Genomic DNA, 25208 nt, shown 5'->3' on the forward strand with positions numbered 1-25208 from the left:
GGGCACGTCGCCCGGTCGCCGCGTTCAGGGTTGGGCGAGCCGCTCCCTGAGCACCTCCGCGCCTGCTCCCTCCAGTTCGTCGAGCGCAGCGGTACGTCCCGCCATCGCCATGACGAGGTCGAGCATTGTGCCGCGCACCTCGGGGCCGTCGCCGACGGCCAGGTCATCGTCGGTCGCCTCGAGGCGCAGTCCTCGCACCAGCGTGCGGCTGTTGACGGCGAAGTCCTTGCTCGCGAAGAACTCGGCCACGACCCGTACCGCCTCGCGCGCGGGGACCAGCGGCAGGCCGAGCGGTCGCGCGATGTCCTGCCCGTGCACCACGACCTCTCCGAGCATGCCTGCCCGCTCCCCGAACGGTGCGGCCGACGACATCGCCGAGTCACGGAAGGCAGCCAGCCCGCGGGCCGGATCCGCAGCGCGATGCCGGTGCAGCAGGCGCTGGTTGTGCCGGTCTGTGTCGAACCGTGCGGCGGCCATGTTCATGAGCCAGGGGAGGGTCGGGGTGCGCGCTGCGGCGGTGAGATGTGTCAGCACATCCCGTACCGTCCACCCGGCGCAGAGCGAAGGACGCTCCCAGTCCACGTCGGGCACGTCCCGCAGCGCATCGGCGAGAGCGAGGCGCTCGGCGTGGAGGAGAGGGAGGACGTCGCGGGGGTTCACCAGGCCGACGGTAGGGCGGTGGAGGACCCGGCACAAGACCGGGCACAGTGTCAGACCGGGCCCGGCACGAGGCCGGACTCAGCACGGGGCCGGACTCAGCACGGGGCCGGACTCAGCACGGGGTCGGACCTAGCGCGAGGGCGGACCCAGCAGGAGATCGAGCCTGGAGAACGACGAAGCCCCCTGGCGTACCAGGGGGCTTCGTGGTGGTGGCTCCGACCGGCGTCGATCCGGTGACCTTTCGATTTTCAGTCGAACGCTCTACCAACTGAGCTACAGAGCCGCGGCCGCCGAGGCGACCAGGGAACAGAGTACCAGGCGGGAGAGGCCGGCACCTCACCAGATCGGCGTGGTGTAAGGCACGCCACGAGACGCGGTCGGGCCGAGGATTCTGCTCAGGAGACCTGGACGATCGCCTTGCCGAAGTTCCGGCCCCGCAGCATGCCCGCGAACGCCTCCGGGGCGCGGTCGAGCCCTTCGGTGATGTCCTCGGTGTGCTGCACCTGGCCGGAGGCGAGCCACCCGGTCATGTCCCGCAGGAAGTCCTCGAACATCGCCGAGACGAACTCGCGCTGGATGAATCCGCGCAGGGTGAGGCTCTTCGCGAGGATGGCGCCCATGAGCTGCCCGCTGCGGTCGGGGCCCTCGGGCAGCGAGGTCGCGTTGTAGTTCGCGGCCAGCCCGCATACCGGCACTCGCGCGAACTCGTTGAGCTGTGGCAGCACCGCGTCCCACACTGTGCCGCCGACGTTCTCGAAGTACACATCGATGCCGTCGGGGGCGGCCGCGGCGAGCCTGCCGGCCAGGTCCGGGGCCCGGTGGTCGAGCGCCGCGTCGAAGCCGAGCTCCTGCAGGCGTGCGACCTTCTGCTCGCCGCCGGCGATGCCGATCGCGCGGGCACCGTGGATCTTCGCGATCTGGCCCACGGCAGAGCCGACCGGCCCGGTGGCCGCCGCGACCGCGACGGTCTCCCCGGGCTGGGGCTTTCCGATCGCGAGCAGACCGGCGTAGGCGGTGAAGCCGGGCATGCCGAGCACCCCGAGAGCGGTCGTGACCGGGGCGGCGGCGGGGTCCAGGCGGCGCAGCTGCGCGGCGGGTTCGACGCTGTACTCCTGCCAGCCGCCGTAGGAGAGGACGGTGTCGCCCGGCGCGAAGCCGTCGGCCGCGGACTCGACCACCTCGGAGACGGTGCCGCCGACGATCACGTCCCCGACCTCCATCGGCGACGCATAGGACTTCGCGGCGCTCATCCGGCCGCGGACATAGGGGTCCAAGGACAGGTAGCGGGTGCGCAGCAGCACCTGGCCCGCCTCGGGGGACCGGACCTCGCTCACGTCGCGCGTGAAGTCGTCGGGGACGGGCTCGCCCTGGGGGCGTGAGGCGAGGCGGATGCGGTGATTGCGCAGGGAGGTGCTCATCCCTCGAGCGTAAGGGGAAACGAGCGGAGGGGGTGAGCTGCGAGCGGTGGCATATGCCCCGCTAGGGGACTCGAACCTGCGTCGGCTGCTGGGGGATCCAGAGAACGAAGCAGGCCCCGGAACGATGTTCCGGGGCCTGCTTTCGATGGCGACCCTGACCGGGCTTGAACCGGCGACCTCCGCCGTGACAGGGCGGCACTCTAACCAACTGAGCTACAGGGCCATGCGTGTCTGTGCGCTTCGCGTACTCGCTTCGACTCGAATAACTCTACCGGATGTTCAGATGGCTCTCGACCAAACTGGCTGTGAGCCGTCTCGCACTTCCGTTTCGCCTGGTCCGGACGTTTCCGTCGCACCTGGAGCGAAGTACCCCCAACGGGATTCGAACCCGTGTCGCCGGCGTGAAAGGCCGGTGTCCTAGGCCACTGGACGATGGGGGCCCGGGCAGCAGAACTGCCCGACGCAGAGCATACCCATCTCTGGCGATCTATGCCTCCGGGTTCGGCATGGATGCGTCGTATCCGACACGATGCGGCGCAGTTCCAGGCTGTCGCGTCACGTCCCGCGCGCAGCCCGCCACGTACGGCCCGCGCATGGTTCGATGGCTCCATGATCCGGATCAGTCGCGAGGAGTTCGAGGAAGCGGTCGATGACGCCCTGGACTCGCTGCCCGAGGAGATCGCCCGCGCCATCGCCGAGGCGAATGTTGTGATCCTGGTGGAGGAGGAGCCGTCACCGGAGCAGGCCGACGGTCGCGAGCTGCTGGGCCTGTACGAGGGGATCCCGCTGGACAAGCGCTCGGTCTTCGACGGCTACGCCCAGCCGGATCGGATCTTCATCTTCCGCGGCCCGCTCCAGCGCCATGCCATCTCCCGCGAACACCTGGTCCGGGAGATCGCGGTGACCGTGCTGCATGAGCTCGGCCACCTGTTCGGGATCAGCGACGCCCGCCTCCACGAGCTCGGCTGGGGCTGACCCGTGAGGACTGCTGCCGGGTCGCTCAGACCTGGTCGGCGTCGAGGTCCGTGAGCCCGGCCTCATGGGCGATGATCGCGATCTGCACGCGGTTGGTGCAGTCGAGCTTCGCGAAGATCTTCGAGACGTGCGCCTTCACCGTCGCCTCGCTCATGAACAGCCGCATCCCGATCTGGGCGTTGGACAGTCCCGCGCCGACCGCGCCGAGCACCTCGGTCTCGCGCTCGGTGAGCTGATCGAGCCCGGGGTGCTGCTCCTGGCGCGAGCCCGGATTGGCGTCGGAGAAGTGCGAGAGCATCCGTCGGGTGACGGTGGGGGAGAGCATGGCCTCGCCTCCGGCGACCACATGGACTGCACGGGCGAGGTCCTGGGGCGGAGTGTCCTTGAGCAGGAAGCCGCTGGCTCCGGCCTCGAGCGCCTGGAAGACGTACTCATCCATGTCGAACGTCGTCAACATGATGATCTTGGGCGGGTTCGGCAGGGCGCTGACCGCGCGGGTCGCGGCGATCCCGTCGAGCTTCGGCATACGCACATCCATCAGCAGCACGTCCGGGCGGTGCTTCTGCACCAGTGTCACCGCCTCCGCGCCATCGCTGCCCTGACCCACCACCTCGATGGCCGGATCAGCTCCCAGGATCATCGCCAGCCCAGCACGCACCAGGGAGTCGTCGTCGATCAGTCCTACACGAGTCACGTCGCCGTCGGCCACGGGATCACCGCCCTCACTTCGAAGCGTCCGTCGTCGGTGGGGCCCGACGTGATGGTGCCACCCGCGTGGGTGACACGGGTCTCGATGCCCGACAGGCCCATCCGGGCCCCGGGAAGATCCGTCGTGAACCCCTTGGGGAGAACATTACTGACCTCGATCACCAGCTCGATGCCGGGCTCGCCGATCAGCGCCACCCGCGCCTTGGTGTGCAGGGCGTGCTTATGGATGTTGGTCAGCCCCTCCTGCACCACCCGGTAGGCGGTGCGCGCGAGCTGATCGGGCACCGGATCGTCGATGAAATCGAAGAGGTCCACGGAGATGCCGGCGTCCTGCGAGGTGGCCACCAGGCGGCGCACGTCCTCCCAGGTGGGCTGCGGTGCCAGAGGCGCCTCCTCCCCATCGCCGCGCAGCACTCCCAGCACCTCGCGCAGCTCCGAGAGCGCGGTCGTCGCGGTCTGCCGGATCAGGCCGGCGGACTGCTGCACCTGGGCGCGCTCGAGATTCGGGTTCACCTCGAGAGCGCCGGCCTGCAGGGCGACCAGCGAGATCTTGTGGGCGACGATGTCGTGCATCTCGCGGGCGATGCGGGTGCGCTCGGCGCGCCGGGCCTGCTCCTCGGCGGCAGCACGTCCGGACTCCGCCTGCTCCGCCCGCTGCTGGAGCTGGGCGAGCAGGGCGCGTCGGGTCGAGGTGTACATCCCGGTCGCGGCTGAGGCGGCGACGATCAGCGTGCTCACCACCAGTCCGGTGATGCCCATGTACGGGCCGGCCCCGACCCAGAGCAGTGAGGGCACCGCCCCGGCGGCCACGGCCAGCGCTGCGACCAGCAGGGTCAGCAGCCGATGGTGGCTGCGGGTTGCGAAGCTGTAGACGACGATGATCAGCACCGAGAGCGCCATCACCGCCGCGTTGAGCACCAGCAGCACGGGCAGCAGCCAGCGCCAGTGCCGATGGCGCAGCAGCAGAGCACTCCCGAGCACGAGCGTCAGGGCGGCGCGCCACGGCTCGAAGGGGGAGGTCACGACGACCAGCTGCGCTATCGCCTCGGCCACGACGACGGCGAGGACGAGCACCTCCTGCCAGCGCTGCCGCCTCGGGGCTCCGGGTTCATCCACGTGGCCACTGTAATCGCGCAGCTCCCGGCCCCCGCCCGGACCAGCAGCGTCCGCCCGGTCCTCGCCCCAGGTCGGGGACGGGATCGACGGAGGTCGCCCCTGCCGTCCCCGTGGACCACCCGCGGCCCGACCTTCGTCGCCACCGGCCTGGCCCCGCGACGCTGTCGCGGCCGCGTGATGCAGGAGGAGTCTCGTCCCATGAGCATCACGACCCCTTCATCCACATCCTCCGGCCCCACCCTCGAGGTGCGCGGCGTGACCAAGCGCTACGGCGAGCGCGCGGCCGTCGACGACCTCAGCTTCGTGTGCCGTCCCGGCACCGTCACCGGCTTCCTCGGCCCCAACGGCGCCGGCAAGTCCACCACGCTGCGCATCCTGACCGGCCTGGCGCAGGCCGACGCCGGCGAGGCGCTCGTGGGCGGGGAGCCCTACCGGCGGCTCTCCCACCCCGCACGCACCATCGGGGTGATGCTCGATGCCCGCGCCCTGCACGGTGGCCGCACCGGCCTGGAGACGCTGCGGCTGACCGCCCGCACGATCGGGATGCCCGCCTCCCGGGCCGACGAGGTGCTCGAGCAGGTGGGTCTCCAGGACGCCGGGGGCAAGCGCGTAGGCGGCTACTCCTATGGCATGCGCCAGCGGCTCGGGATCGGGGTGGCGCTGATCGGTGACCCCGCCGTGCTCGTCCTCGACGAGCCCGCGAACGGCTTGGACCCCGAGGGGATCCGCTGGATGCGCCGCCTGCTGCGCTCCTTCGCCGCAGCCGGCGGCACCGTGCTGCTCTCCAGCCACCAGCTGCGCGAGGTCGAGGCGACGGTGGACCGCCTGGTGGTCATCTCGCAGGGCCGCCTGGTGCGCGAGGGCACCCTCGAGGAGCTGACCACCGACTCGGGCACGGGCACCCGCGTCACCGCACTGGACGCAGCCGCCCTCCTGAAGGCCCTGGACAAGCACGGGATCGCCTATGAGCAGCGCCTCGACGCCGAGCTCGAGGTGAGCCTCGCCCCTGAGGACATGGGACGCCTGGCGCTGCGCGAGCAGCTGGTGCTCACCTCCCTGGGTGCGACCTCCGGCGGCGGGCTCGAGGACCTATTCTTCGCCCTCACCGGCAGCGCCGAGCAGTCCGGTGGCGCGGAGCCCGTGAACGCCGCTGCGTTCTCGGAGACCGCTGCCGCCCCCGAGCCCGCCCCGGCACCGCTGCGCTGATCAGCACCGCGCGGCCCGCCCTGCGCTGGCCGGCACCGCCCGACCCGACCCGCACCGCATTGACCTGAACTGCACTGCACTGCCCCGCACTGACCCACCTGAGGAGTCACCCCATGAGACCCGCCATCGACCTGCGCAGCTTCCTCGACACCCGTGGAGCCGCGTTCCTGCTGACCCTGTCCGTGCTGATCATCGCCGGCTTCGCCGCCCTCGGCGGGCTCATCCAGCCAGCCGTCATGCCGGGCGGCACCTCCGACGTGGAGTTCACCTTCGCCGTCCTCGCACTCCCGCTGAGCCTGATCATCCCCGTGATCACGGTGATGATGGTGGCGGGGGAGTGGTCCGACAAGTCCATCCAGAACACGCTGCTGCAGCGGCCGGGCCGGCTCGCGGTGCTGACCTCGAAGGTGCTCGCCGCCACGGTGGTGTTCCTCGCGCTGATGGCACTGTCCATCGGTCTCGCGGCCGCCGCCACCTGGGTGGGCGGTGAGCTGCTCGGCGAGGGCGCGATCTTCTCCAGCATGGAGGGAGTCCTGACCACCCAGCTGGCGATGATGGCGGCGACGCTGCTGTTCTCCCTGGCGATGGCGATCCTGCTGCAGTCCACGGTGATCGGCCTGGTCACCGCGATCGGAACACCCTTCGTCATCACCACCGCCGGGACCCTCGCGATGGTGTTCGGCTCCGAGGTGATCAGCGACATCATCCGCGCTGTCGACCTGCAGACCGCCGCCATCACCTTCGGCGGCGGGGAGGCGACCGCCTTCGAGCTGCTGCCGCTGCTGCTGCTGGTGATCGTGCCGACCGTGTTCGGGATCCGGCGCTGGAACCGGCGCGAGGTGGGCTGAACGGTCAGGGAGCAGGACATGCGCGGGGCCTAGGATGGCCGGGCCCCGCGCCACCCGCACGCCAAGCCCACCGCATGCCGCGCCCCCGGGCCCTGCGGATCCCGCCGCCCCGCCCGTCCAGCCCGCCTCCCGTACGGACAAGGAACCTGCATGACTCTCGCCGCCCACCCCCGCCTCACGCGTCTCGCCGCCGCGGCAGCCGTGACCATCCTGCTGCTGGCCGGCTGCACCGCGCCCGACGGGGCGCCGGATGACGGTGACGGGGCGAGCGACGGCGGCGGCGCCTCAGCAGCGCCGGGGCCTGCGCCGGACGGGTCTGCACCGGACGGGTCGGCGCTCGAGGAGCTCGGCACCTCCGCCGCCGTGGACCTGCCTGCGGATCCCGCCGAGGATCCCGCCTACGCGGACTACTACGCGCAGGACATCGAGTGGGGACCCTGCGAGGGCGTGGACGGGCCGGACATCGAATGCGGCACGATCGACGTGCCGCTGGTCTGGAACGACCCGGAGGCCGGGGACATCCAGCTCGCGGTAGGACGGATCGCGGCCTCGGGTGAACGGGTCGGCGCCCTGGTCACGAACCCCGGCGGGCCCGGAGGCTCCGGCGTGAACTACCTCGAGAGCATGCCCTACCTGATCTCACCCGAGGTGCGCACCGCCTATGACCTGGTCGGCTTCGACCCGCGCGGGGTCAACCGCTCCGCCGGCATCGAGTGCCTCAGCGACGAGGAGACCGACGAGTACCTCGCGGCCGGAGCGGAGCCCGGCTCTCCGGAGGCCCAGCAGCTCGCCATCGAATGGGGCACCCGCGTCGCCGAAGCCTGCGAAGCGCACTCCGAGGATGTCCTTCCCTATCTCGACACCTATTCCGCCGCTCGCGACATGGACGTGCTGCGTGCGGCGCTCGGCTCCGAGCAGCTGGACTATCTGGGCTACTCCTACGGGACCTATCTCGGCGCCAGCTACGCCGAGCTGTACCCCGCGCGGGTGGGCCACTTCGTGCTCGACGGCGGAATTGACCCCACACTGACCAGCAACGACTTCGCGGCCGGTCAGTCGGAGGGCTTCGAACGCGCCACCGAGGCGTTCCTCGCGGACTGCCTGGAGGCGGGGGAGGGCTGCCCGTTCAAGGGCAGCGAGGAGGACGCCAGGCAGCAGCTGCTCTCCTTCTTCACCGCCGTGGAATCCTCCCCCCTGGACAGCGGGGACCCGGAAAGGCCGCTCACCGGGAGCCTCGCCCGGTCGGCCGTGATGCTGCTGATGTACGACGACGGGCTATGGGACTACGGCCGCGACGCGCTCTCCGCCGCGATGAGCGGGGACGGCTCGCTGCTGCTCTCGATCGCCGACAGCTCCTCCGAACGCTCCGCGGATGGCACCTACCGCACCAACGCGACCTTCGCGCAGGCCGCGGTGAACTGCCTGGACCGCCCCGAGGTCGCCGACGAGGAATGGGTCGCGCAGGAGGCGCAGCGCCTGGCGGAGGAGTTCCCGACCTTCGGCCCGACGTTCAGCGGGAGCGGCTGCGCCCAGTGGCCGGTCCCTGCGCTGCGTGAGCCCGCCCCGATCGCCGCCGAGGGCGCCGGCCCGATCGTGGTCATCGGCACCACCGGTGACCCGGCCACCCCGTACCAGTGGTCGCAGAGCCTCGCCGAGCAGCTCGAGAGCGGTGTGCTGCTGACCTTCGAGGGGCAGGGCCATACCGCCTATGGGCGCTCCGGCGGCTGCATCGAGGAACAGGTCGACGCCTACCTGCTCGAGGGCACCGTGCCGGAGGACGGCCTGACCTGCTGAGCCCGCGGCGGCCGACGGGGTGACACGGATCGCCCCTTCCTGCTTTGCACAGGGCCCTGCAGGTCACGTACAGTGAACCGGTCCGCCGTGCCCCGGCGACGACGCCGCCTTAGCTCAGTCGGTAGAGCGATTCACTCGTAATGAATAGGTCAGGAGTTCGATTCTCCTAGGCGGCTCCGCATGCAGAAGGGCCCCGCTCCTGTGACGCACAGGAGCGGGGCCCTTCCGCAGTTCCGGATGCCGTTCCGGCCGAAGTTCCGGGTGCCGTTCAGACAGCCGGTTCAGACGGCCGGTTTCGCGGGGCTGATGACGAGCTCGTCGATCACCACATGCGGCGGACTGGTCAGCACGAACGACACGGCCCGTCCCACGTCCTCAGGACTGAGCATGACGGCTCTGTCGGCGGCTCCCGGCACCTGCGGCCGCTGGTCCAGGAAGGCGCTGTCGACGTCTCCCGGGCACAGGTGGCAGGCACGGATGCCGTGTTGGTTCTCCTGCGCATTCAGGGTCGCCGCCAGCGGACCGAGCGCCGTCTTCGAGGCGCTGTAGGCCACCCCGGCGTCTGGCGAAAAGCGCCAGGCCGAATACGAGGAGATCAGCACGATCGTGCCCGCGCCGCGCTCCCGCATCCCCGGGAGCGCCGCGTCGATCACCGCCACCGGTCCCAGCAGGTTGATGTCAGTGAGCGCCGCGAACTGCTCGAGGTCCTGATCGCGCCAATAGCGGCGGGGCGCATTCGCCCCGGCCGACAGCACCAGCGCCTCGATGCTCCCGAGCTCCTCGCCGATCCGCACGGCCGCCGCCTTCACGGCTGCGCGATCGGCGACGTCCAGCGGCACCACGAGCGCGGTCCCGCCCGCGGCGCGGATCTCCTCGGCGACCTCCTCGAGCGGCTCGGCACGCCGACCGGACAGCGCCACCGGTCTCCCGTCCTGCGCCGCGAGGAGCGCAGAGGCGCGGCCCATCCCCGATCCCGCGCCGGTCACCCAGACGGTGCGTGCATCCATCGCTGTCTCTCCTTCCGGTCCCTTGACCACGCCCGAAGCAGGGGCGACAGTGGGACCCGGTGTCTGTGGACCCGAGATCGGGTCCCGCCCAGCGTAGAGCGCACTCACGCGCCCGCGCCCGGGAGCCCATGATCCGAGGAGAAGCATGCAGATCGACATGTCAGGGCGCGTCGTGCTCGTCACCGGCGCCGCGCGGGGGATTGGCCGCACCATCGCACAGACCTTCGCCCGGGAGGGAGCGATTGTCGTGGGGCTCGATATCGACCCCGACGCGCTCGCCGAGCTGCGCGAGGAGGGCCTCGCCGAGACGGTCCTGACCTGCGACATCACCGATCCTGAGGCGGTACGGGCGGCGATCGCGAGGATCGAGGAGCGGCACGGCAGGCTCGACGTGCTGGTCAACAACGCCGGCATCAACGCCGAGGGGCCGCTGGAGAGCTTCGACCCCGCGCTGTGGGACCGAGTCTTCGCCGTCAACGTGCGCGGCGTGCTGAACACCTGCCAGGCGGTCATCCCGATGATGAAACGGCAGCAGTCGGGGCGGATCATCAACGCCGCATCGTTCGCGGCGATCATCCCCAGCGTCGAGGCGGCGGCGTACGGCGCCTCCAAGGCCGCCGTGGTGCAGATGACGCGGGTGCTCGCGAGCGAGCTGGGCCCCTGGGGGATCACCGTGAACGCCTACGCGCCCGGCATGATCCCCACCGCGATGAACGGCTTCTCCGCGCTCGACGAGTCCGCGGCGGCGACGAAGCTGGACCAGCTGAGCATTCGCCGCTGGGGGCTGCCAGAGGACGTCGCGAACCTCTGCCTGTTCCTGGCCGGTGACCTCTCCGGCTACATCACCGGTGCACTGCTCGACGTGAGCGGCGGCAAGTTCGCCACCCAGGACCCGGGGGCGGCCTGGCGCATGCCCTGAGGGTCACCCGCGGCGTCGTCACCGGATAGTGACCTCCCCAGAGGGGGAGTCGACGTGAGGTTCGTCACGGCGTGTGGGAGTCTGGTTCGACGCGCATGCTGATGCAAAGCAGCTGTCATGTCCGCTCGTCCCACACGTCGCTCGCTTCTCGCCGGTGCCGGCCTCGGAGCCGGCACCCTCGCCCTCGCCGCCTGCGGAGGCGGCTCCTCGTCCGGCGGAGGTGGCGGTGGGGGCGGCACGCTGATGCTCACCCTCTCGAACCATCCGTGGACCGATGTGGTCAAGGATCTCCTGCCCCGCTTCGAGGAGGAGAGCGGCCTCAAGGTCGAGCTCACCACGCTGGGGGAGGACCAGCTCTCCGATCAGTACAAGGTCCAGCTCAACTCGGGCGCCTCCGACATCGACGTCGCGATGCTGCGCCCCCTGCAGGAGGGCAAGCTGTTCTCCCGCAACGGCTGGCTGCTGCCGCTGGATGACCAGGTCAGCGGCGCGAGCGACTGGAACTGGGACGACTTCCAAGCCCAAGGCGCCGCGACCACCGACGAGGGCATCGTGTGCGTCCCGATCGTGGTCGAGCAGGAGGTCATGTACTACCGCACCGACCTGCTCGAGGCGGCCGGGCTCGAGGTCCCCGCCACCTTCGATGACCTCGAGGCGGCCGCGAAGGCGATCCAGGAGGCGAACGACGGGGTCTTCGGATTCGTCGCCCGCGGGCAGCGCGCCGCGGCGGTCACCCAGTTCTCGAGCTTCCTGTACGGCTACGGCGGAGATTGGGACGACGCCGCCGGAACCGCGACCATCGACACCCCCGAGGCCCGGGCCGCGTACGAGATGTACACCAACCTGCTGCGCAGCTACGGCCCTCCCGGCACCACCAACATGAGCTGGAAGGAGGCCAGCGCCATCTTCCAGCAGGGCCAGGCCGCCTTCTACACCGACGCCAGCGTGTTCTACAACAACATGATCGACGAGACCCAGTCGCGCATCGGCGACACCTTCGCCGTCGCCCCGATGCCCGCCGGGGACGCCGGCTCGAAGCCGTACTCGATCCCGTCCTGGGCACTCGCGATCAACGCCGCCTCAGAGAACACCGAGAACGCCTGGACGTTCATCCAATGGGCGACCTCCGCCGAGATCATGACCGAGATCAGCAAGGCCGGCGTCGCCGGAGCCCGGACCTCGGTCTGGGACGACCCCGACGCCACCTCCGCCTTCCCCGAGAACCTCACCGCGACCATCAAGGCCTCGCTCACCGAAGGCGTGGACCACGACCGGCCGGTCGTGGTCGAGGTTTCGCAGGCACGCGACATCGTCGGCGCCCCGATCCCGATCGGCATCGAGGGCGGCGACCTCGACGCGGCCATCACCACCGCGCAGACTGAATACCAGGCCTTCCTCGACGAGGAGGGCTGAGCCTCCCATGACGGCCGACTCCCAGATCGGGCGGCCGACGGGACACACCGTGTCCGGTGGGGCGCCCGGCTTCTCCGGCTGGGCGAACCGGCACATGAAGTGGCTGTTCGCGCTCCCGGCCCTCCTGTTCACCATCGTGATGGTCGTGTTCCCCGCGATCTACACGCTGATCATGTCGCTCACGGACGCCAGCGGCTCCCTGCAGCGAGGCTTCGGCTTCATCGGCCTGGCGAACTATGTCGAGGTCTTCACCGGCCTGGACCGGTTCTGGCCGGCCGTCTGGCGGACGCTCTACTTCACCGTGATCTGCGTGGGTGTGGAGTTCCTGCTGGGTCTGGCGATCGCTCTGCTGCTGCGACGCCCCTTCCGCGGGCAGGGCTTCGTGCGGGTCGTGATCCTGCTGCCCCTGGTCGCCACGCCGGTGGCTGTGGCGATGATGTGGCTGCTGCTGTTCGAGCCCACCATAGGCTTCGTGAACACCTTCATCGGCTGGTTCGGCCTCCCGCCTCAGGGGTGGATCTCCTCCCCGACCCAGGCGATGCCGACCCTGATGTTCGTCGACATCTGGCAGTGGACCCCGATGGTCACGCTGATCCTGCTGGCCGGGCTCTCCTCCCTGCCGGAGGAGCCGGAGGAGGCGGCCCTGATCGACCGGGCGAACTTCTTCCAGCGGCTGCGCTTCGTGGTGATGCCGCAGCTGATGCCGGTCGTGATCACCGCCGTGCTGCTGCGTTCGATCGACGCGCTGAAGACCTTCGACCTGCTGTACGCGACCAAGGGTCGCGGCGGCGGTTCGTTCCATGAGGCGGAGACGCTGAACATCCTGTCCTACTCGCTGTTCTTCGAGTACAACGAGTACGGCATCGCCTCGGCCGTGCTGGTCGTCTTCTTCCTCCTCATCGTCGGTGCCTCCTGGGCCCTGTTCCGCTTTGCCCAGAGCGGTGATCGCGGATGAGGCGGCAGAAGCTCCTGAAGAACGTGGCGCGCTATGTCGCGATCGGCATCATCGCCCTGGTGTTCCTGTTCCCGCTGCTGTGGATGGGCCTGTCCTCGATCAAGACCAGCCTGGACATCACCGATCCCACGCGACTGTTCCGCTTCACCCCGACGCTGGACAACTTCGTCCGGGTGATGACCGAGGCGCAGTTCGGGTTGTTCATGCTGAACTCACTGGTCGTCGGCGTCGCCGCCGTCGGCCTGTCGCTGCTGCTCGCAGTCCCCGCCGCCTATGTGATGGCGAAGTACGGGATGTCACGGTCATCCGGCATGCTGCTGGTGGCCCGGATCATCCCCGGGGTGTCCCTGCTGGTGCCGTTCTACTACGTGTTCGCGATGCTGGGCTGGGTGGGCGGCTATGCGCCGCTGATCATCTCCCACATGTTCGTCACCATGCCGCTGATCGCCTGGGTGATGCTGTCGTTCTTCGAGTCGCTGCCCAGCGACCTCGAGGAGGCCGGGCTGGTCGACGGCCTCACCAACATCGGGGTCTTCGCGAGGATCGCCCTGCCGCTGTCGACCCCGGGCATCGCGACGGCCTCGATCCTGGCGTTCATCTTCTCCTGGAACAACTTCATGTTCGCGCTGGTGCTGGCCAGTCAGAGCACCCGCACCCTGCCGGTCGCGATCTTCAACTTCATCGCGTACTCCTCGGTGGACTGGGGCGGCCTGATGGCGGCCTCGGTGATCATCACGCTGCCGGTGATCGTGATGGCGCTGTTCACGCAGAAGTACATCGTCTCCGGGCTGACCGCGGGGGCGACCAAGGGCTGAACCGCTGCGCGGGCGTCCCGGCCCTGCCCTCTCCGGACACCCCACACCCTCTCCGGACCTAGACGCTTTCTTGAGATAGTCCAGACAGGGCGCTATGGTGGAGCCATGACGACCACCGCTCACACCTCCGCCCTCCGGGGCGCGGGTCTGCGCGTGACCGCTCCGCGGCTCGCGACGCTGGCGGCGGTCGAGGCGAACCCGCATGCCGATGCGGAGACGATCGCCCGGTCCGTCCGCGAGAGCCTGGGGGCCGTGTCCCGTCAGGCGGTCTATGACGTGCTGAACGCCCTCTCCGATGCAGATCTGCTGCGTCGGGTGTCGGTGGGCGGTCGCAGCATGCAGTACGAGATGCATCGCCACGACAACCACCACCACCTGGTCTGCCGCGAATGCGGCCGGCTCGAGGACGTCCCGTGCGCGGTCGGAGAGGCGCCCTGCTTGACCCCGCACGACTCCCACGGCTTCGACATCGAGATCGCAGATGTCGTCTATCGGGGCGTCTGCTCGGAATGCCGGGCAATCGCGGCGGCGACTACGTCGGCGTCGGCGTCCTCGATCCCCGCCGGACCCGCCTCGACCCCCGCTCCCTGATCCGAGGCCGATGACCTCCGGAATCCTTCCCGGCCCCCGTATCCGAACTTTTTCTCACAGCTTGTCAGAATCCCCCACCACCCAGGAGATGCAGATGACCGACTTCGATCCCACGATCCCGAGCACCACGGAAACCGGCGCTCCCCGCGAGTCCGATGCGCACTCGCTGAGCCTCGGCGCCGACGGCCCGCTGCTGCTCCACGACGTCGCACTGGTCGAGAAGCTCGCCCGCTTCGACCGCGAGCGCGTCCCGGAGCGCAGCCCCCACGCCAAGGGCTCCGGTGCCTTCGGCGAGCTCGAGGTCACCGAGGACGTCTCGCAGTACACCAAGGCGGACCTCTTCCAGCCCGGTCGCAAGACCCCGATGCTGGCCCGCTTCTCCACCGTCGCCGGTGAGCTCGGCTCGCCAGACACCTGGCGCGATGTGCGCGGCTTCGCGCTGAAGTTCTACACCCAGCAGGGCAACTTCGACATCGTCGGCAACAACACCCCGATCTTCTTCCTGCGCGACCCGATGAAGTTCCCCGACTTCATCCACTCCCAGAAGCGCACCCCGGACTCGGGCCTGCGCTCGAACCAGATGCAGTGGGACTTCTGGTCCAACTCCCCGGAGTCCGCGCACCAGGTGACCTACCTGATGGGTGAGCGCGGCCTGCCCAAGTCCTGGCGCCACATGAACGGCTACGGCTCGCACACCTACATGTGGGTCAACGAGTCCGGTGAGAAGTTCTGGATCAAGTACCACTTCCACACCGACCAGGGCATGGAGTTCCTCAGCAACGAGGAGGCCGAGAAGCTGGCCGGCTCCGACGGCGACTACCACCGCCGGGACCTCTTCGACGCCATCGCGCGCGGCGAGAACCCCAGCTGGACCATGTCCGTCCAGGTGATCCCCTATGAGGACGCGAAGAACTACCGCTTCAACATCTTCGACCTCACCAAGACCGTCCCGCACGCGGACTACCCGCTGATCAAGGTCGGCAAGTTCACCCTGAACAAGAACCCGCAGAACCACTACGCGCAGATCGAGCAGGCGGCCTTCAGCCCCGGCAACACCGTGCCGGGCACGGGCGTCTCCCCGGACAAGATGCTGCTGGGCCGCGTCTTCTCCTACCCGGACGCACAGCGCCACCGCATCGGCACCAACTTCAACCAGCTGCCCGTGAACCAGCCGGTGGTCCCCACGAACTCCTACGACAAGGAGGGGTTCATGCAGTTCCTGCACAGCGGGGACGCACCGGTGTACGCGCCGAACTCCTACGGTCGCGCCTACCAGGACGAGCAGGGACCGGTCGACAACGGCTGGGAGGCCGATGGCGAGATGGTGCGCGCCGCGTACACCCTCCACGCCGAGGACAGCGACTTCATCCAGCCCGGCATCCTGGTGCGCGAGGTGTACAACGACGCCCAGCGCGACCAGTTCGTCGAGACCGTCTCCGGTGCGCTGAGCACGGTCGAGGAGCCGGTGCTGAGCAAGGCCCTCCAGTACTGGAAGAACGTCGACACCACGATCGGTGAGCGCATCGCGCTGGCCGTGAACACCGCCAAGGGTGACGAGCAGCCCGGCGGGGATCCGCTGAACGCCTGATCCACAGCAGTCAGGGCCGGGTCGGGGCGACATGCCCCGGCCCGGCCCTTTCATGTCTGCTGCCTGCAGTGGCCCGCGACTGCCGTGGCCCGCGACTGCCATGCCCCGCGCCTGCAGTGCCTCGTGCTTGACGTGTCTGCCGTGCCTCGTGCCTGCCGCCCGCCGGAGTCGGCTCACCGGGGTCGGCTCAGACGACGAGGACCTCGCAGTCGGCGGAGAGCAGGAGCTTCTGGACGGTCAGGCCCAGCAGGTGACGGGCGAGCTCCTGGCGTCGGCGCACTCCCAGCACCAGCAGCTCCGCCTTCTCCTCCTCCTGCACCTGCAGCAGCACATCGGCGATGTCGTCGTCGGTGGTCTCCTGGCGGAAGGCGACCCGCACGCGGGCGTGCCGCAGCTGGTCACGAGCGATCTCGAGCTGCTGTTCGTCGGCGTGACGGGGATCCGCTCCGACCCCCTCGCGCAGAACGTTGACCACGATCAGCGGCCCACCTCGCTGCTCCGCCTCGTCGCGGGCTGCGGACAGCGCCTTGAAACCCACGTCAGTGGGGATGAATCCGACGACGACGGCCATCTGCTCTCCTCGGGTGGGGTCCGGGCGGCGGCCGCCGCTCGGTGTGCGCGGCCTGGCCAGATCCTACTGGTCGCCGGGCGGTATGCGGGGGGACCGGCGGCGATAAGGCCCTTGGCCGGTATGCCAGCAGGGTCAGACCCGTCCGCCTGCAGGGCACGACTCGTGCGCCTGCAGGGCCCGACTTGTGCGACGACGAGCCCGGCCCGGGCGACGATAGGCAGGCAGTGCCTATGCGCGACGCTGGCCGGAGAGCTTCTGGATCTCGTCCATGATTCTGGCGTTCAGGATCCGGCGCCGCACTCCCTTGGACGCGGTGGGGTCGATGTCTTCGAGGTGGATCGGGGTGCCGATGCGCACGGTGATGGCGCCGCGGTGGGGGAGCAGCCGCGAGAACATGTGCTGGGTGCCCTTGAGTCCGACGGGGATCACGGGGCAGCCGGACTCGACGGCGAGCCAGGCGGCGCCCTGCTTCCCCGGATGCAGCAGGCCGTCCCGGGAACGGGTGCCCTCGGGATAGATCGCGAAGCCGTCGCCGTCGCGGAGGATCGTGAGCCCGGCCTGGAGGGCACCCTTCCCGGAGGACAGGGCCTCGCGATCCACCGGGACTGCCTCGACGGCCTCGAAGAACCAGCGCAGGACGCGCCCGCGGATCCCCTTCTGCGTCCACAGGGTGTCCTTGGCGACGAAGCGGATCTGCCGGGGCAGCGCCACGGGCAGCACGAAGCTGTCGATGTTGGCGAGATGGTTGGAGGCGATCACGAAACCGCCCTCGCGCGGGACGTTCTCGATCCCGGAGACCCGAGGGTTCCAGAAGAGCTTGACGAAGGGGCGCGAGATGTTGCGGGCGCCGAAGTAGAAGCGTCTTGCCACGTGGTCCTCCTGAGACGTGCTGATCCGCGCCCCACGATAATCCTGGTCCGGTGGTTCCTGTGCCGATCGCCGCGTGACCTCCGTCCCTGCGTCGCAGGTCGCGCCGGGGGAGCGGCTCGGCCCGGCATCACCGGGGTGTGGTAGAACAGGCGTGCGCTCCGTGCCGTCCGGAGCGCACTGTCGGAACGGCCCGGCGCCCGCCGAGGATCCCGCGGAGCTGCCGCCGACCCCGTCCGAGCCCGAGGAGCCAGTCGATGCCCAAGACCCTGAACATTGCCGTGATCGGCGCCGGAACCATGGCCCAGGCCGTGCACCTCCCGGTGCTGCGCAGGCGCTGGGACCGTTTCACGATCGCCGCGCTGGTGGATCACTCCCCGCGTCGGCGCCGCGAGTCTTCCGAGGTGTGGGGGATCGAGGAGGACAAGCGCTACGAGACGGTCGCGGATCTGATCGCGGCGGTGCGCGCCAAGACCCTCGCGATCGACGCCGCGCTGCTGTCCACCGACGGGCTGCATGTCGAGGACCTGCTGACGCTCATGCGCCGCGGCATCCCGGTGCTCGTGGAGCCGCCGGTGGGCTTCTCCGCAGACGAGGTCGAGCAGGTCGCCGGCTTCGAGCGGATGACGGGCCGACGCCTGCTGATGATGGCCTATCCCCAGCAGTACGACGACTCCGTGACCCGCATGTCCGAGCACATCCCCGTCAAGGATCTGCGGATGGTGGATCACGAGGTGCTGATGCCTGCGAGCCAGCCGCTGTTCGGCAGTGCCCACGTGACCACGGCCTCGTACGATCTGCCCACCGAGGTGCGCTCGCAGCGGCGCAAGGCCCTCCAGGCCGCGGTCGAGGCGGGCGCGGGCGCGGGTGCGACTCAGCGCGACCGTGATCTCTATGTCAAGGGCCTGCTGACGGGCGTGGCGCATCAGATGGCCGTGATCGAGGCGGCCTATGGCCCGATCGCGCGCCTGGTCGCGGTGAGGCACTGGCCCAAGGGAGTGATCCCCGGCTCGATCGAGCTGCTCGGCGAGCTGGACGGCGGGGCACAGGTGCGCCTGGTGTGGCACTACCTGCCGTTCGCCCCGGAGTACTCCGAGAGCGTGCAGGTGCTCTCGGCGCGACGACGGATGCGCGTGGAGCTGCCCGCCCCCTCGCACAGCGACGTCCGCTCGACGATCTCCCTGCGGGAGAAGAAGTCGGGCGTGGTCCAGGAGACCTCGACCACGGCTCCCAAGGGGGCGGTGGAGCTCATGTGGGAGGCCTTCCACGCCTTCGTGGAGAAGGGCAAGCAGCCGGTCTCGGGTGCTGCCGAGGCGGCAGCCCAGGTGACGTTGCTGCGCGAGGTGCTCTCGAGCATTGTCGGCGCGGATGGTCGCAGCCTCGAGGCTGAGAAGGACGCCGCCGACGACGAGGCTCACGACGCAGCGCCTGGTGATGAGGTGCTGGGCGATGAGGCAGTGGAGGGCGAGGCACGGGAGGACGAGGCGCCTGAGCCAGCTGCTGTGGGTGGCGCGACCGCCCAGGGCGAACCCGAGCTGATCGTGGAGATCGCCGAGCCCGCAGCGGAGGCCCCTGGAACCGCAGCTGCAACAGCAACAGCAACAGCAACAGCAGCCGACGACGACGCGACGGCGACGGCCGATGACGATCCAGCGGCAACCGACGACGCGGCCCTCGCCGCCGATGCGACAGCTGCCGCGCCCGAGAGCGCGGAGCCTCTGGGAGATGCGCAGGGGGAGGAGGTCGTCGACGTGTGGCATCTGAGCGGGGAGACCCCGGCCGACGGCGCGGCTGGCAGCGTAGCGCCGGAGGCTCCTGCGCCGAATGGTCCCGCGGCTGACGGCCCTGAGGTTGACGCCCCCGCGGCTGACGGCACTGAGGCTGGCGCCCATGCAACTGGCGACCCTGCGGCTGGCGACCCTGCGGTCGACGGCCCGACGCTGGCGGCTCCCGCCCCAGAGGACCCTCGCTCCTGACTCCTGACCGCGCACGAGTGCTGAGAACCCCCGCCGCCCACTGGGCCGCGGGGGTTCTCGCGTCCAGGCGATCCCGGATCCCAGAGGGGATGACGCGGGCGGGCGCGGGCAACGCCGGGGCTCGCGCGGATCTCGCAGTGGGCCCGTGTCGGACCCTCCGACGGCCCCGGAAGACGACACGCCGACGACACGCCGAGCCGACTGTCGGGACACGCCGACGACACGCCGAGCGTCCTCTCGGACATGCCGGGGACCTACCTCACTACTTCGCGCTGCGGGAGGTCGCGGGGAGCGGCGTCATCCACCGCAGGAACGGGCTGTCGGACCCCTCATCCACACTGCTCTGTGCACGCATCCTCGGATTTCGTGCGTGGCCCAGCCCTTCGTCCCCAACCCTGCAGATCTATCCACAGCCCATCAACAGTCGATTGTGGATGACAGTGTTGTAACTCAGTACATCTTGTGGTCGTCGCGCCGGGTCACCACTAGGTGTAGTGTTGACGCAGTCGCACCGTACCGGGTCACCGGAGGTCGGGCGGCGCACCGGAACTCATCGCTGCGCCCCTGATCCACGGCTCCGGAGCGTGGCGGCACGGTCCTTCGGACCTCCCCCGGACAACCCGTGAAGCTCCCGTCCTGCGCCCCGGCGCGGCGCTCGTGAAAGGCCCCTCCCTTGGACATCACCGTGTACTCGAAGCCCCTCTGCGTCCAGTGCGATGCGACCAAGCGCGCCCTGAACAAGGCGGGCGTCGCCTACGACGTCGTCGACGTCACCGAGGACGACGCGGCACGCGAGCGCATCATGAACCTCGGGTACCTCCAGGCCCCCGTGGTCATCGCAGGACAGGACCACTGGTCCGGCTTCCGCCCCGACAAGATCAAGACCCTCGTGGGTGCCGGCGCACAGCGCCAGGCCACCGCCATCTGATCGGGCCCGGGAGGCGTCGGCGTGGCGAACCTCGTCTACTTCTCCTCGGTGTCCGGCAACACCAAGCGCTTCGTCGAGAAGCTCGGGATGCCGGCACGCCGGGTCCCGCTCTACCCCCGGGATGAGCACCTCGTCGTCGACGAGGACTTCGTCCTGGTGGTTCCGACCTACGGAGGGGGCAACGGCCGTGGCGCCGTCCCCAAGCAGGTCATCAAGTTCCTCAACGACGAACGCAACCGGAAGCACATCCGAGGCGTGATCGGTGCGGGGAACACCAACTTCGGAGAGGCCTACTGCTTGGCCGGCGACATCATCGCCCGCAAGTGCGAGGTCCCCCATATGTACAAGTTCGAACTGTTCGGCACTCCGCGCGATGTGACGCGGGTCCACGACGGATTGGAAGAGTTTTGGCGACACTGACCGAGATGCCCCCGGTCGAGCACAACAAGCGGCTCGACTACCACGCGCTGAACGCGATGCTGAACCTGTACGGACCGGACGGGAAGATCCAGTTCGACAAGGATCGGGAAGCGGCGCGGGAGTACTTCCTGCAGCACGTGAACCCCAACACCGTCTTCTTCCACTCGCTGCGCGAGAAGATGGACTACCTGGTCGAGAACAAGTACTACGAGCCCGAGGTCCTCGAGCAGTACGACTTCTCCTTCATCGAGTCTCTCTCGGAGCAGGCCTTCGCCAAGAAGTTCCGCTTCCCGACCTTCCTGGGCGCCTTCAAGTACTACACCTCGTACACCCTGAAGACGTTCGACGGCGAGCGGTACCTCGAGCGTTTCGAGGACCGTGTGGTGATGGTGGCCCTGGGTCTGGCCCGCGGCGATGAGCAGCTGGCCCGCAACCTGGTCGACGAGATCCTCGACGGCCGTTTCCAGCCCGCGACCCCGACCTTCCTCAATGCCGGCAAGGCACAGCGTGGAGAGCTCGTCTCCTGCTTCCTGCTGCGCATCGAGGACAACATGGAGTCGATCGGCCGCTCGATCAACTCCGCTCTGCAGCTGTCCAAGCGCGGCGGCGGCGTGGCCCTGCTGCTCTCGAACCTGCGTGAGTACGGTGCGCCGATCAAGCACATCGAGAACCAGTCCAGCGGCGTCATTCCCGTGATGAAGCTGCTCGAGGACTCCTTCAGCTACGCGAACCAGCTCGGGGCCCGCCAGGGCGCCGGTGCGGTGTACCTCAACGCCCACCACCCGGACATCCTGCGCTTCCTGGACACCAAGCGCGAGAACGCCGACGAGAAGATCCGTATCAAGACCCTCTCCCTCGGCGTGGTCATCCCCGACATCACCTTCGAGCTCGCGAAGAAGAACGAGCCGATGTACCTGTTCTCCCCGTATGACGTGGAGCGCGAGTACGGCAAGCCCTTCGCGGACGTCAACGTCTCCGAGGTCTACCGGGACATGGTCGACAACCCGAACATCTCCAAGAAGAAGATCCAGGCGCGTGACTTCTTCCAGATCCTGGCGGAGATCCAGTTCGAGTCCGGCTACCCGTACATCATGTTCGAGGACACCGTGAACCGGGCGAATCCCATCGCCGGCAAGGTCACGCACTCCAACCTGTGCTCGGAGATCCTGCAGGTCTCGACCCCCTCGACCATGAACGTCGATCTGACGTACGAGGAGATGGGCCGGGACATCTCCTGCAACCTGGGCTCGCTGAACATCGCCAAGGCGATGGATTCACCGAACTTCGGCCAGACCATCGAGACGGCCATCCGTGGCCTGACCGCAGTCTCGGACACCTCGGACATCGACTCCGTGCCGACCATCGCCGAGGGCAACCGCAAGTCCCACGCGATCGGGCTCGGGCAGATGAACCTGCACGGCTACCTGGCGCGCGAGCGCATCTACTACGGCTCCGACGAGGGCCTGGACTTCACCAACATGTACTTCTACTCGGTCACCTATCACGCCATCAAGGCGTCGATGCGGATCGCGAAGGAGCGCGGGGAGAAGTTCTACGACTTCGAGAACTCCAAGTACGCCACCGGCGAGTACTTCGCCAAGTACATCGACAAGGCGTGGGAGCCGAAGACGGAGAAGGTGCGTGCACTGTTCGCCGAGTCCAATGCCCACCTGCCCTCGCAGGAGGACTGGAAGCAGCTGCGTGGCGAGGTCGCGGAGCACGGCATGTACAACGCCTACCTGCAGGCTGTCCCGCCGACCGGTTCGATCTCGTACATCAACAACTCCACGAGCTCGATCCACCCCATCGCCTCCCAGATCGAGATCCGCAAGGAGGGGAAGATCGGCCGGGTGTACTACCCCGCCCCTTACCTCACCAACGACAATCTCGAGTACTTCCAGGATGCGTACGAGATCGGCTACGAGAAGATCGTCGACACCTACGCCGAGGCCACGCAGCACGTGGACCAGGGCCTGTCGCTGACGCTGTTCTTCAAGGACACCGCCACGACGCGCGACATCAACAAGGCGCAGATCTACGCCTGGCGCAAGGGCATCAAGACCCTCTACTACATCCGCCTGCGGCAGATGGCGCTCGAGGGCACCGAGGTCGAGGGCTGCGTCAGCTGCATGCTCTGATCTCTCGCCCGTTGAGATGACGCCGGGGCCCGGACGAGGAAGATCCTCGCCCGGGCCCTGGCGTTCTCGTCGGTGGAGACGACGTGAGCTCCGGAGCCCTCCCGATCGTGATCGAATATCCTTACGCACCATGAGGGAGAGACGATCGTGGTGCAGCGGCCGCCGTTCCAGGTGGCTGGCGATCGTGCTGCTCGGGGTTATCGGCTTCGAAGCGGCACTGATCGGACTGTTGCTCTGGGCGTATTTCTCTGGCCTTGTTCCGTATGCAGTGGTGTGGGGCGATGTGGGGACCTGGGCGCAGGCAGTGGCAACTGTCGTCGGGCTCTTCTTCGCCGGACTCTCGCTCCTCGTCGCGGCGTGGCAGGTCCGTCAGCACCGTGACTCGGAACGGCTCCGGGGCGAGGAGAAGAAGGACGTCGTGCGGCGATCGATCTCACTGCGCAGCGAATGGCGGGAACGCATCAGCAATGGACGTCGAGAACGGGTCCTCGTCTACACGTATGAGCTGTCGAACCACTCATCGCTCCCGGTCACCAACGTCAAGATCGTGGTCCACCAGCTGGACGACGACAACGAGAGTCGATATGACCTGGACTCCCTCACTACCCTGGACGACTACTTCCAGGGCGTCGCGGTGGGGACCCTGGCTCCGCACGAGAGCGTCAGCGGAACAATCGAGGTCACGAACTGGAACGCCATCGGCATGCTCGAGCCCGACCGTGTCGCGAATCCTGAGTTCTGCTTCACCGATCCTTGGGGTCTGCATTGGCGTCGACCCGGCACGACGTGGGGCAAAGGGCAGGCGGTTGACGAGCCGATGGGCGGACCACTCTGCATGTGTTGCGGGAACCTGCCGCAGACCCGGCGGCAGTCCTGGGCGTCCGCGCAGGCGTGAGAGCGTGTGCCGCAGAGTTCTCGCCAGTTCGGATCCGAACTCTCAGCTGCTCCCGCCGTGCTTTCGGGCACTATCGTCCCCGCGCAGCGCCACGCCGAGACCGCTCAGCGCGCCGTAGAGCACCCCGGCCACCGGCCAGATCACCCAGGTCAGTCCCCAGTCGCCGGAGCCGAAGCTCCAGATCAGATAGGCCGCGAGCATGACCGGCCAATAGAGCGCCGCCACTACGCGGACCGCCGGGCTGTCGCTGTGCTCGAGGGTCTCGTTCTCCTCTTTCTGCTGGAGCAGCGTGCTGGTCGCGGAGTCGGACCACCCGGCCCTGGCGATGATCGCGAGGCCCAGCGCCACGATCACCAGCGTCCCACTCACGCCGTACAGCGTGGCGGGGGATTCTCCGTCCGTGAGCAGCGCGGAGAGGAGGGTGGGCAGAGCGCTGAGGATCCATAGCGTGATCGCGACGGCGGTGGCGAGGAGGGTGCTGCGGCGGTGCTCTCGGTGGATCTCCTGCGCGTAGCTGCGCACCTGCGCAGTGAGGGTGAAGCCCCCCTCGTCGATGTCCTCGAAGTCGCTGAGCCGCGCATTCCGCGCCATCATCAGCAGCAGGCTCAGGCTCACCATCACCAGCACCGCGGTGACGCCGACGCCGATCACCCAGCCCGCGGACGCCTCCTGGGCGCCGGTGGCGGCGAGGAGCAGCAGCAGCGGCGCCGCGCTGAGCACGAACAGGACCAAGCCCGCGGCAGGCATCCACTGAGAACGGCGCACGGCCTCGACATAGGCGCGGGCGCGCTCGAGCTCCAGAGGGGCGGCCGGCGACACCACGGGTGCGGCGGCGGCGCGGCCCAGCTCGGCGCTGATCCCCAGCACCGGGGCGACCTCCTCGAGGGTGCCGAACTCGGCGATGACCTGACCGACGGCCTGGGACTCGGGGAGACCGTCCTCGATCAGGCCCTGCTGCTTGTCCTCCATCATGGCTCGCAGCTCGGTCCTGGCCTCCCGCAGGCGCGGAGTCTCGGGGTAGGGGGCGAAGAGAGTGTCCAGATAGGAGTCGATGACGTTCACGAGGCGTCCTTTCCTTTCGTGAAGTGGTCCACGAGTGCTCGGGTGCTGCGCCATTCCTCGCGCTTGAGGCCGAGCTGTTCGAAGCCGTCGGGAGTGAGTTTGTAGTACGTGCGGGGCTTTCCCGTGGGGGAGACATCCTCGAAGCCGTCGAGGAGGCCCTGGGACTGCAGCCGCTTGACCGCGGTGTAGAGGGTCGTCTGCTTGATGACGTACTCGCCGCGGGAGCGATCGGTGATGGTCTTGGAGATCTCGTAGGCGTAGGAGGGCTGCGTCTCGAGGATCGCCAGCAGGATCAGATCGATGTGCCCGCGAATGGCGTCGGCTCCGATCACATCGGC

At 68.7% G+C, this 25208-nt stretch carries 24 protein-coding genes and 4 tRNA genes; 16 read left to right on the forward strand and 12 right to left on the reverse strand.

Annotated elements, in window-relative coordinates; all coding sequences use genetic code 11:
- Positions 1 to 24: 24 nt before the first annotated feature.
- The 5 genes from ACT3SQ_RS06535 to ACT3SQ_RS06555 all read right to left on the reverse strand — a co-directional run bounded on the left by ACT3SQ_RS06535 (position 25) and on the right by ACT3SQ_RS06555 (position 2518).
- Positions 25 to 660 (reverse strand): maleylpyruvate isomerase family mycothiol-dependent enzyme, encoded by a 636-nt coding sequence (locus ACT3SQ_RS06535; RefSeq protein ID WP_441443117.1) that lies wholly within the window; start codon positions 658 to 660, stop codon positions 25 to 27.
- Positions 661 to 867: 207 nt separating this feature from the next.
- Positions 868 to 943, reverse strand: a tRNA-Phe gene (locus ACT3SQ_RS06540).
- 112 nt (positions 944 to 1055) lie between these two features.
- Positions 1056 to 2078 carry an NADP-dependent oxidoreductase gene (locus ACT3SQ_RS06545; protein WP_441443116.1) on the reverse strand — a complete coding sequence of 341 codons (1023 nt, stop codon included), beginning with the start codon at positions 2076 to 2078 and terminating at the stop codon, positions 1056 to 1058.
- Positions 2079 to 2224: 146 nt separating this feature from the next.
- A tRNA-Asp gene (locus ACT3SQ_RS06550) sits at positions 2225 to 2301 on the reverse strand.
- A 144-nt stretch (positions 2302 to 2445) separates the two neighbouring features.
- A tRNA-Glu gene (locus ACT3SQ_RS06555) sits at positions 2446 to 2518 on the reverse strand.
- A 169-nt stretch (positions 2519 to 2687) separates the two neighbouring features.
- Between ACT3SQ_RS06555 and ACT3SQ_RS06560 the strand changes: the two genes are divergently transcribed.
- On the forward strand, positions 2688 to 3053 hold the full coding sequence (locus ACT3SQ_RS06560) for a metallopeptidase family protein (protein WP_441443115.1): 366 nt from the start codon (positions 2688 to 2690) through the stop codon (positions 3051 to 3053).
- 25 nt (positions 3054 to 3078) lie between these two features.
- On the opposite strand, the gene ACT3SQ_RS06565 is transcribed toward ACT3SQ_RS06560, so the two are convergent.
- Positions 3079 to 3747 carry a response regulator gene (locus ACT3SQ_RS06565; RefSeq protein WP_441443114.1) on the reverse strand — a complete coding sequence of 223 codons (669 nt, stop codon included), beginning with the start codon at positions 3745 to 3747 and terminating at the stop codon, positions 3079 to 3081.
- Complete coding sequence (locus ACT3SQ_RS06570; protein ID WP_441443113.1) at positions 3744 to 4877, reverse strand: sensor histidine kinase; 1134 nt, start codon at positions 4875 to 4877, stop codon at positions 3744 to 3746. Before ACT3SQ_RS06570 ends, ACT3SQ_RS06565 begins: the two co-directional genes overlap by 4 nt.
- A 198-nt stretch (positions 4878 to 5075) precedes the next feature.
- Here ACT3SQ_RS06570 and ACT3SQ_RS06575 point away from each other — a divergent pair, with 198 nt between their 5' ends.
- From ACT3SQ_RS06575 to ACT3SQ_RS06590, 4 genes are all read left to right on the forward strand, one after another.
- The gene (locus ACT3SQ_RS06575; RefSeq protein WP_441443112.1) at positions 5076 to 6083 is read left to right on the forward strand and encodes an ABC transporter ATP-binding protein; all 1008 of its coding nucleotides are present in this window, start codon (positions 5076 to 5078) and stop codon (positions 6081 to 6083) included.
- 113 nt (positions 6084 to 6196) lie between these two features.
- Entirely contained in the window at positions 6197 to 6931 is a 735-nt protein-coding gene (locus ACT3SQ_RS06580) for an ABC transporter permease (RefSeq protein WP_441443111.1), read from the forward strand.
- A 150-nt stretch (positions 6932 to 7081) separates the two neighbouring features.
- The gene (locus ACT3SQ_RS06585) at positions 7082 to 8725 is read left to right on the forward strand and encodes an alpha/beta hydrolase (protein WP_441443110.1); all 1644 of its coding nucleotides are present in this window, start codon (positions 7082 to 7084) and stop codon (positions 8723 to 8725) included.
- Between the two features lie 103 nt (positions 8726 to 8828).
- Positions 8829 to 8901, forward strand: a tRNA-Thr gene (locus tag ACT3SQ_RS06590).
- A gap of 105 nt (positions 8902 to 9006) precedes the next feature.
- On the opposite strand, the gene ACT3SQ_RS06595 is transcribed toward ACT3SQ_RS06590, so the two are convergent.
- A complete protein-coding gene (locus ACT3SQ_RS06595) occupies positions 9007 to 9732 on the reverse strand; it encodes an SDR family oxidoreductase (RefSeq protein ID WP_441443109.1) in 726 nt (241 codons plus the stop codon).
- A 145-nt stretch (positions 9733 to 9877) separates the two neighbouring features.
- Between ACT3SQ_RS06595 and ACT3SQ_RS06600 the strand changes: the two genes are divergently transcribed.
- The 6 genes from ACT3SQ_RS06600 (at position 9878) to ACT3SQ_RS06625 (ending at position 16013) form a co-directional block, all read left to right on the forward strand.
- Positions 9878 to 10651, forward strand: a complete 774-nt coding sequence (locus ACT3SQ_RS06600) for an SDR family NAD(P)-dependent oxidoreductase (RefSeq protein ID WP_441443108.1) — start codon at positions 9878 to 9880, stop codon at positions 10649 to 10651.
- A gap of 117 nt (positions 10652 to 10768) precedes the next feature.
- On the forward strand, positions 10769 to 12064 hold the full coding sequence (locus ACT3SQ_RS06605) for an ABC transporter substrate-binding protein (RefSeq protein WP_441443107.1): 1296 nt from the start codon (positions 10769 to 10771) through the stop codon (positions 12062 to 12064).
- A gap of 7 nt (positions 12065 to 12071) precedes the next feature.
- Positions 12072 to 13019: a carbohydrate ABC transporter permease gene (locus ACT3SQ_RS06610; RefSeq protein WP_444599166.1), complete on the forward strand. Its 948-nt coding sequence runs from the start codon at positions 12072 to 12074 to the stop codon at positions 13017 to 13019.
- Positions 13016 to 13834, forward strand: a complete 819-nt coding sequence (locus ACT3SQ_RS06615; RefSeq protein ID WP_441443105.1) for a carbohydrate ABC transporter permease — start codon at positions 13016 to 13018, stop codon at positions 13832 to 13834. Before ACT3SQ_RS06610 ends, ACT3SQ_RS06615 begins: the two co-directional genes overlap by 4 nt.
- 105 nt (positions 13835 to 13939) lie before the next feature.
- On the forward strand, positions 13940 to 14425 hold the full coding sequence (locus tag ACT3SQ_RS06620) for a Fur family transcriptional regulator (protein ID WP_444599167.1): 486 nt from the start codon (positions 13940 to 13942) through the stop codon (positions 14423 to 14425).
- A gap of 94 nt (positions 14426 to 14519) precedes the next feature.
- Complete coding sequence (locus ACT3SQ_RS06625; RefSeq protein ID WP_441443103.1) at positions 14520 to 16013, forward strand: catalase; 1494 nt, start codon at positions 14520 to 14522, stop codon at positions 16011 to 16013.
- A gap of 187 nt (positions 16014 to 16200) precedes the next feature.
- On the opposite strand, the gene ACT3SQ_RS06630 is transcribed toward ACT3SQ_RS06625, so the two are convergent.
- Positions 16201 to 16584 carry a universal stress protein gene (locus tag ACT3SQ_RS06630; protein ID WP_442331848.1) on the reverse strand — a complete coding sequence of 128 codons (384 nt, stop codon included), beginning with the start codon at positions 16582 to 16584 and terminating at the stop codon, positions 16201 to 16203.
- 228 nt (positions 16585 to 16812) lie between these two features.
- Positions 16813 to 17454 (reverse strand): lysophospholipid acyltransferase family protein, encoded by a 642-nt coding sequence (locus ACT3SQ_RS06635; protein ID WP_441443101.1) that lies wholly within the window; start codon positions 17452 to 17454, stop codon positions 16813 to 16815.
- A gap of 254 nt (positions 17455 to 17708) precedes the next feature.
- Between ACT3SQ_RS06635 and ACT3SQ_RS06640 the strand changes: the two genes are divergently transcribed.
- From ACT3SQ_RS06640 to ACT3SQ_RS06660, 5 genes are all read left to right on the forward strand, one after another.
- A complete protein-coding gene (locus tag ACT3SQ_RS06640) occupies positions 17709 to 19427 on the forward strand; it encodes a Gfo/Idh/MocA family oxidoreductase (RefSeq protein ID WP_441443100.1) in 1719 nt (572 codons plus the stop codon).
- A 673-nt stretch (positions 19428 to 20100) separates the two neighbouring features.
- Entirely contained in the window at positions 20101 to 20355 is a 255-nt protein-coding gene (gene nrdH, locus ACT3SQ_RS06645; RefSeq protein ID WP_345076650.1) for a glutaredoxin-like protein NrdH, read from the forward strand.
- A gap of 21 nt (positions 20356 to 20376) precedes the next feature.
- Positions 20377 to 20775, forward strand: coding sequence for a class Ib ribonucleoside-diphosphate reductase assembly flavoprotein NrdI (nrdI, locus tag ACT3SQ_RS06650; RefSeq protein ID WP_441443099.1), 399 nt, complete (start codon positions 20377 to 20379; stop codon positions 20773 to 20775).
- Between the two features lie 5 nt (positions 20776 to 20780).
- Positions 20781 to 22913: a class 1b ribonucleoside-diphosphate reductase subunit alpha gene (gene nrdE / locus ACT3SQ_RS06655; RefSeq protein ID WP_441443098.1), complete on the forward strand. Its 2133-nt coding sequence runs from the start codon at positions 20781 to 20783 to the stop codon at positions 22911 to 22913.
- A gap of 130 nt (positions 22914 to 23043) precedes the next feature.
- The gene (locus ACT3SQ_RS06660) at positions 23044 to 23808 is read left to right on the forward strand and encodes a hypothetical protein (protein WP_441443097.1); all 765 of its coding nucleotides are present in this window, start codon (positions 23044 to 23046) and stop codon (positions 23806 to 23808) included.
- A 42-nt stretch (positions 23809 to 23850) separates the two neighbouring features.
- Here ACT3SQ_RS06660 and ACT3SQ_RS06665 read toward each other — a convergent pair whose 3' ends face one another.
- Entirely contained in the window at positions 23851 to 24870 is a 1020-nt protein-coding gene (locus tag ACT3SQ_RS06665; protein ID WP_442331850.1) for a permease prefix domain 1-containing protein, read from the reverse strand.
- Positions 24867 to 25202: a PadR family transcriptional regulator gene (locus ACT3SQ_RS06670; RefSeq protein WP_442331851.1), complete on the reverse strand. Its 336-nt coding sequence runs from the start codon at positions 25200 to 25202 to the stop codon at positions 24867 to 24869. The genes ACT3SQ_RS06665 and ACT3SQ_RS06670 overlap by 4 nt, the downstream gene beginning before the upstream one ends.
- Positions 25203 to 25208: the final 6 nt, after the last annotated feature.

Source organism: Brachybacterium sp. AOP42-C2-15 (assembly GCF_052377065.1).
GTDB lineage: Bacteria > Actinomycetota > Actinomycetes > Actinomycetales > Dermabacteraceae > Brachybacterium.

Bases quoted from the DNA above. Each gene is read 5' to 3' on its own strand.
- ACT3SQ_RS06610 (WP_444599166.1), top strand. From the start codon at position 12,072: ATGACGGCCGACTCCCAGATCGGGCGGCCGACGGGACACACCGTGTCC.
- ACT3SQ_RS06640 (WP_441443100.1), top strand. From the start codon at position 17,709: ATGCCCAAGACCCTGAACATTGCCGTGATCGGCGCCGGAACCATGGCC.
- ACT3SQ_RS06605 (WP_441443107.1), top strand. From the start codon at position 10,769: ATGTCCGCTCGTCCCACACGTCGCTCGCTTCTCGCCGGTGCCGGCCTC.
- ACT3SQ_RS06545 (WP_441443116.1), bottom strand. From the start codon at position 2,078: ATGAGCACCTCCCTGCGCAATCACCGCATCCGCCTCGCCTCACGCCCC.
- ACT3SQ_RS06585 (WP_441443110.1), top strand. From the start codon at position 7,082: ATGACTCTCGCCGCCCACCCCCGCCTCACGCGTCTCGCCGCCGCGGCA.
- ACT3SQ_RS06660 (WP_441443097.1), top strand. From the start codon at position 23,044: ATGAGGGAGAGACGATCGTGGTGCAGCGGCCGCCGTTCCAGGTGGCTG.
- ACT3SQ_RS06595 (WP_441443109.1), bottom strand. From the start codon at position 9,732: ATGGATGCACGCACCGTCTGGGTGACCGGCGCGGGATCGGGGATGGGC.
- ACT3SQ_RS06630 (WP_442331848.1), bottom strand. From the start codon at position 16,584: ATGGCCGTCGTCGTCGGATTCATCCCCACTGACGTGGGTTTCAAGGCG.
- ACT3SQ_RS06560 (WP_441443115.1), top strand. From the start codon at position 2,688: ATGATCCGGATCAGTCGCGAGGAGTTCGAGGAAGCGGTCGATGACGCC.
- ACT3SQ_RS06575 (WP_441443112.1), top strand. From the start codon at position 5,076: ATGAGCATCACGACCCCTTCATCCACATCCTCCGGCCCCACCCTCGAG.
- nrdE (WP_441443098.1), top strand. From the start codon at position 20,781: ATGCCCCCGGTCGAGCACAACAAGCGGCTCGACTACCACGCGCTGAAC.
- ACT3SQ_RS06615 (WP_441443105.1), top strand. From the start codon at position 13,016: ATGAGGCGGCAGAAGCTCCTGAAGAACGTGGCGCGCTATGTCGCGATC.
- ACT3SQ_RS06620 (WP_444599167.1), top strand. From the start codon at position 13,940: ATGACGACCACCGCTCACACCTCCGCCCTCCGGGGCGCGGGTCTGCGC.
- ACT3SQ_RS06625 (WP_441443103.1), top strand. From the start codon at position 14,520: ATGACCGACTTCGATCCCACGATCCCGAGCACCACGGAAACCGGCGCT.
- ACT3SQ_RS06580 (WP_441443111.1), top strand. From the start codon at position 6,197: ATGAGACCCGCCATCGACCTGCGCAGCTTCCTCGACACCCGTGGAGCC.
- ACT3SQ_RS06600 (WP_441443108.1), top strand. From the start codon at position 9,878: ATGCAGATCGACATGTCAGGGCGCGTCGTGCTCGTCACCGGCGCCGCG.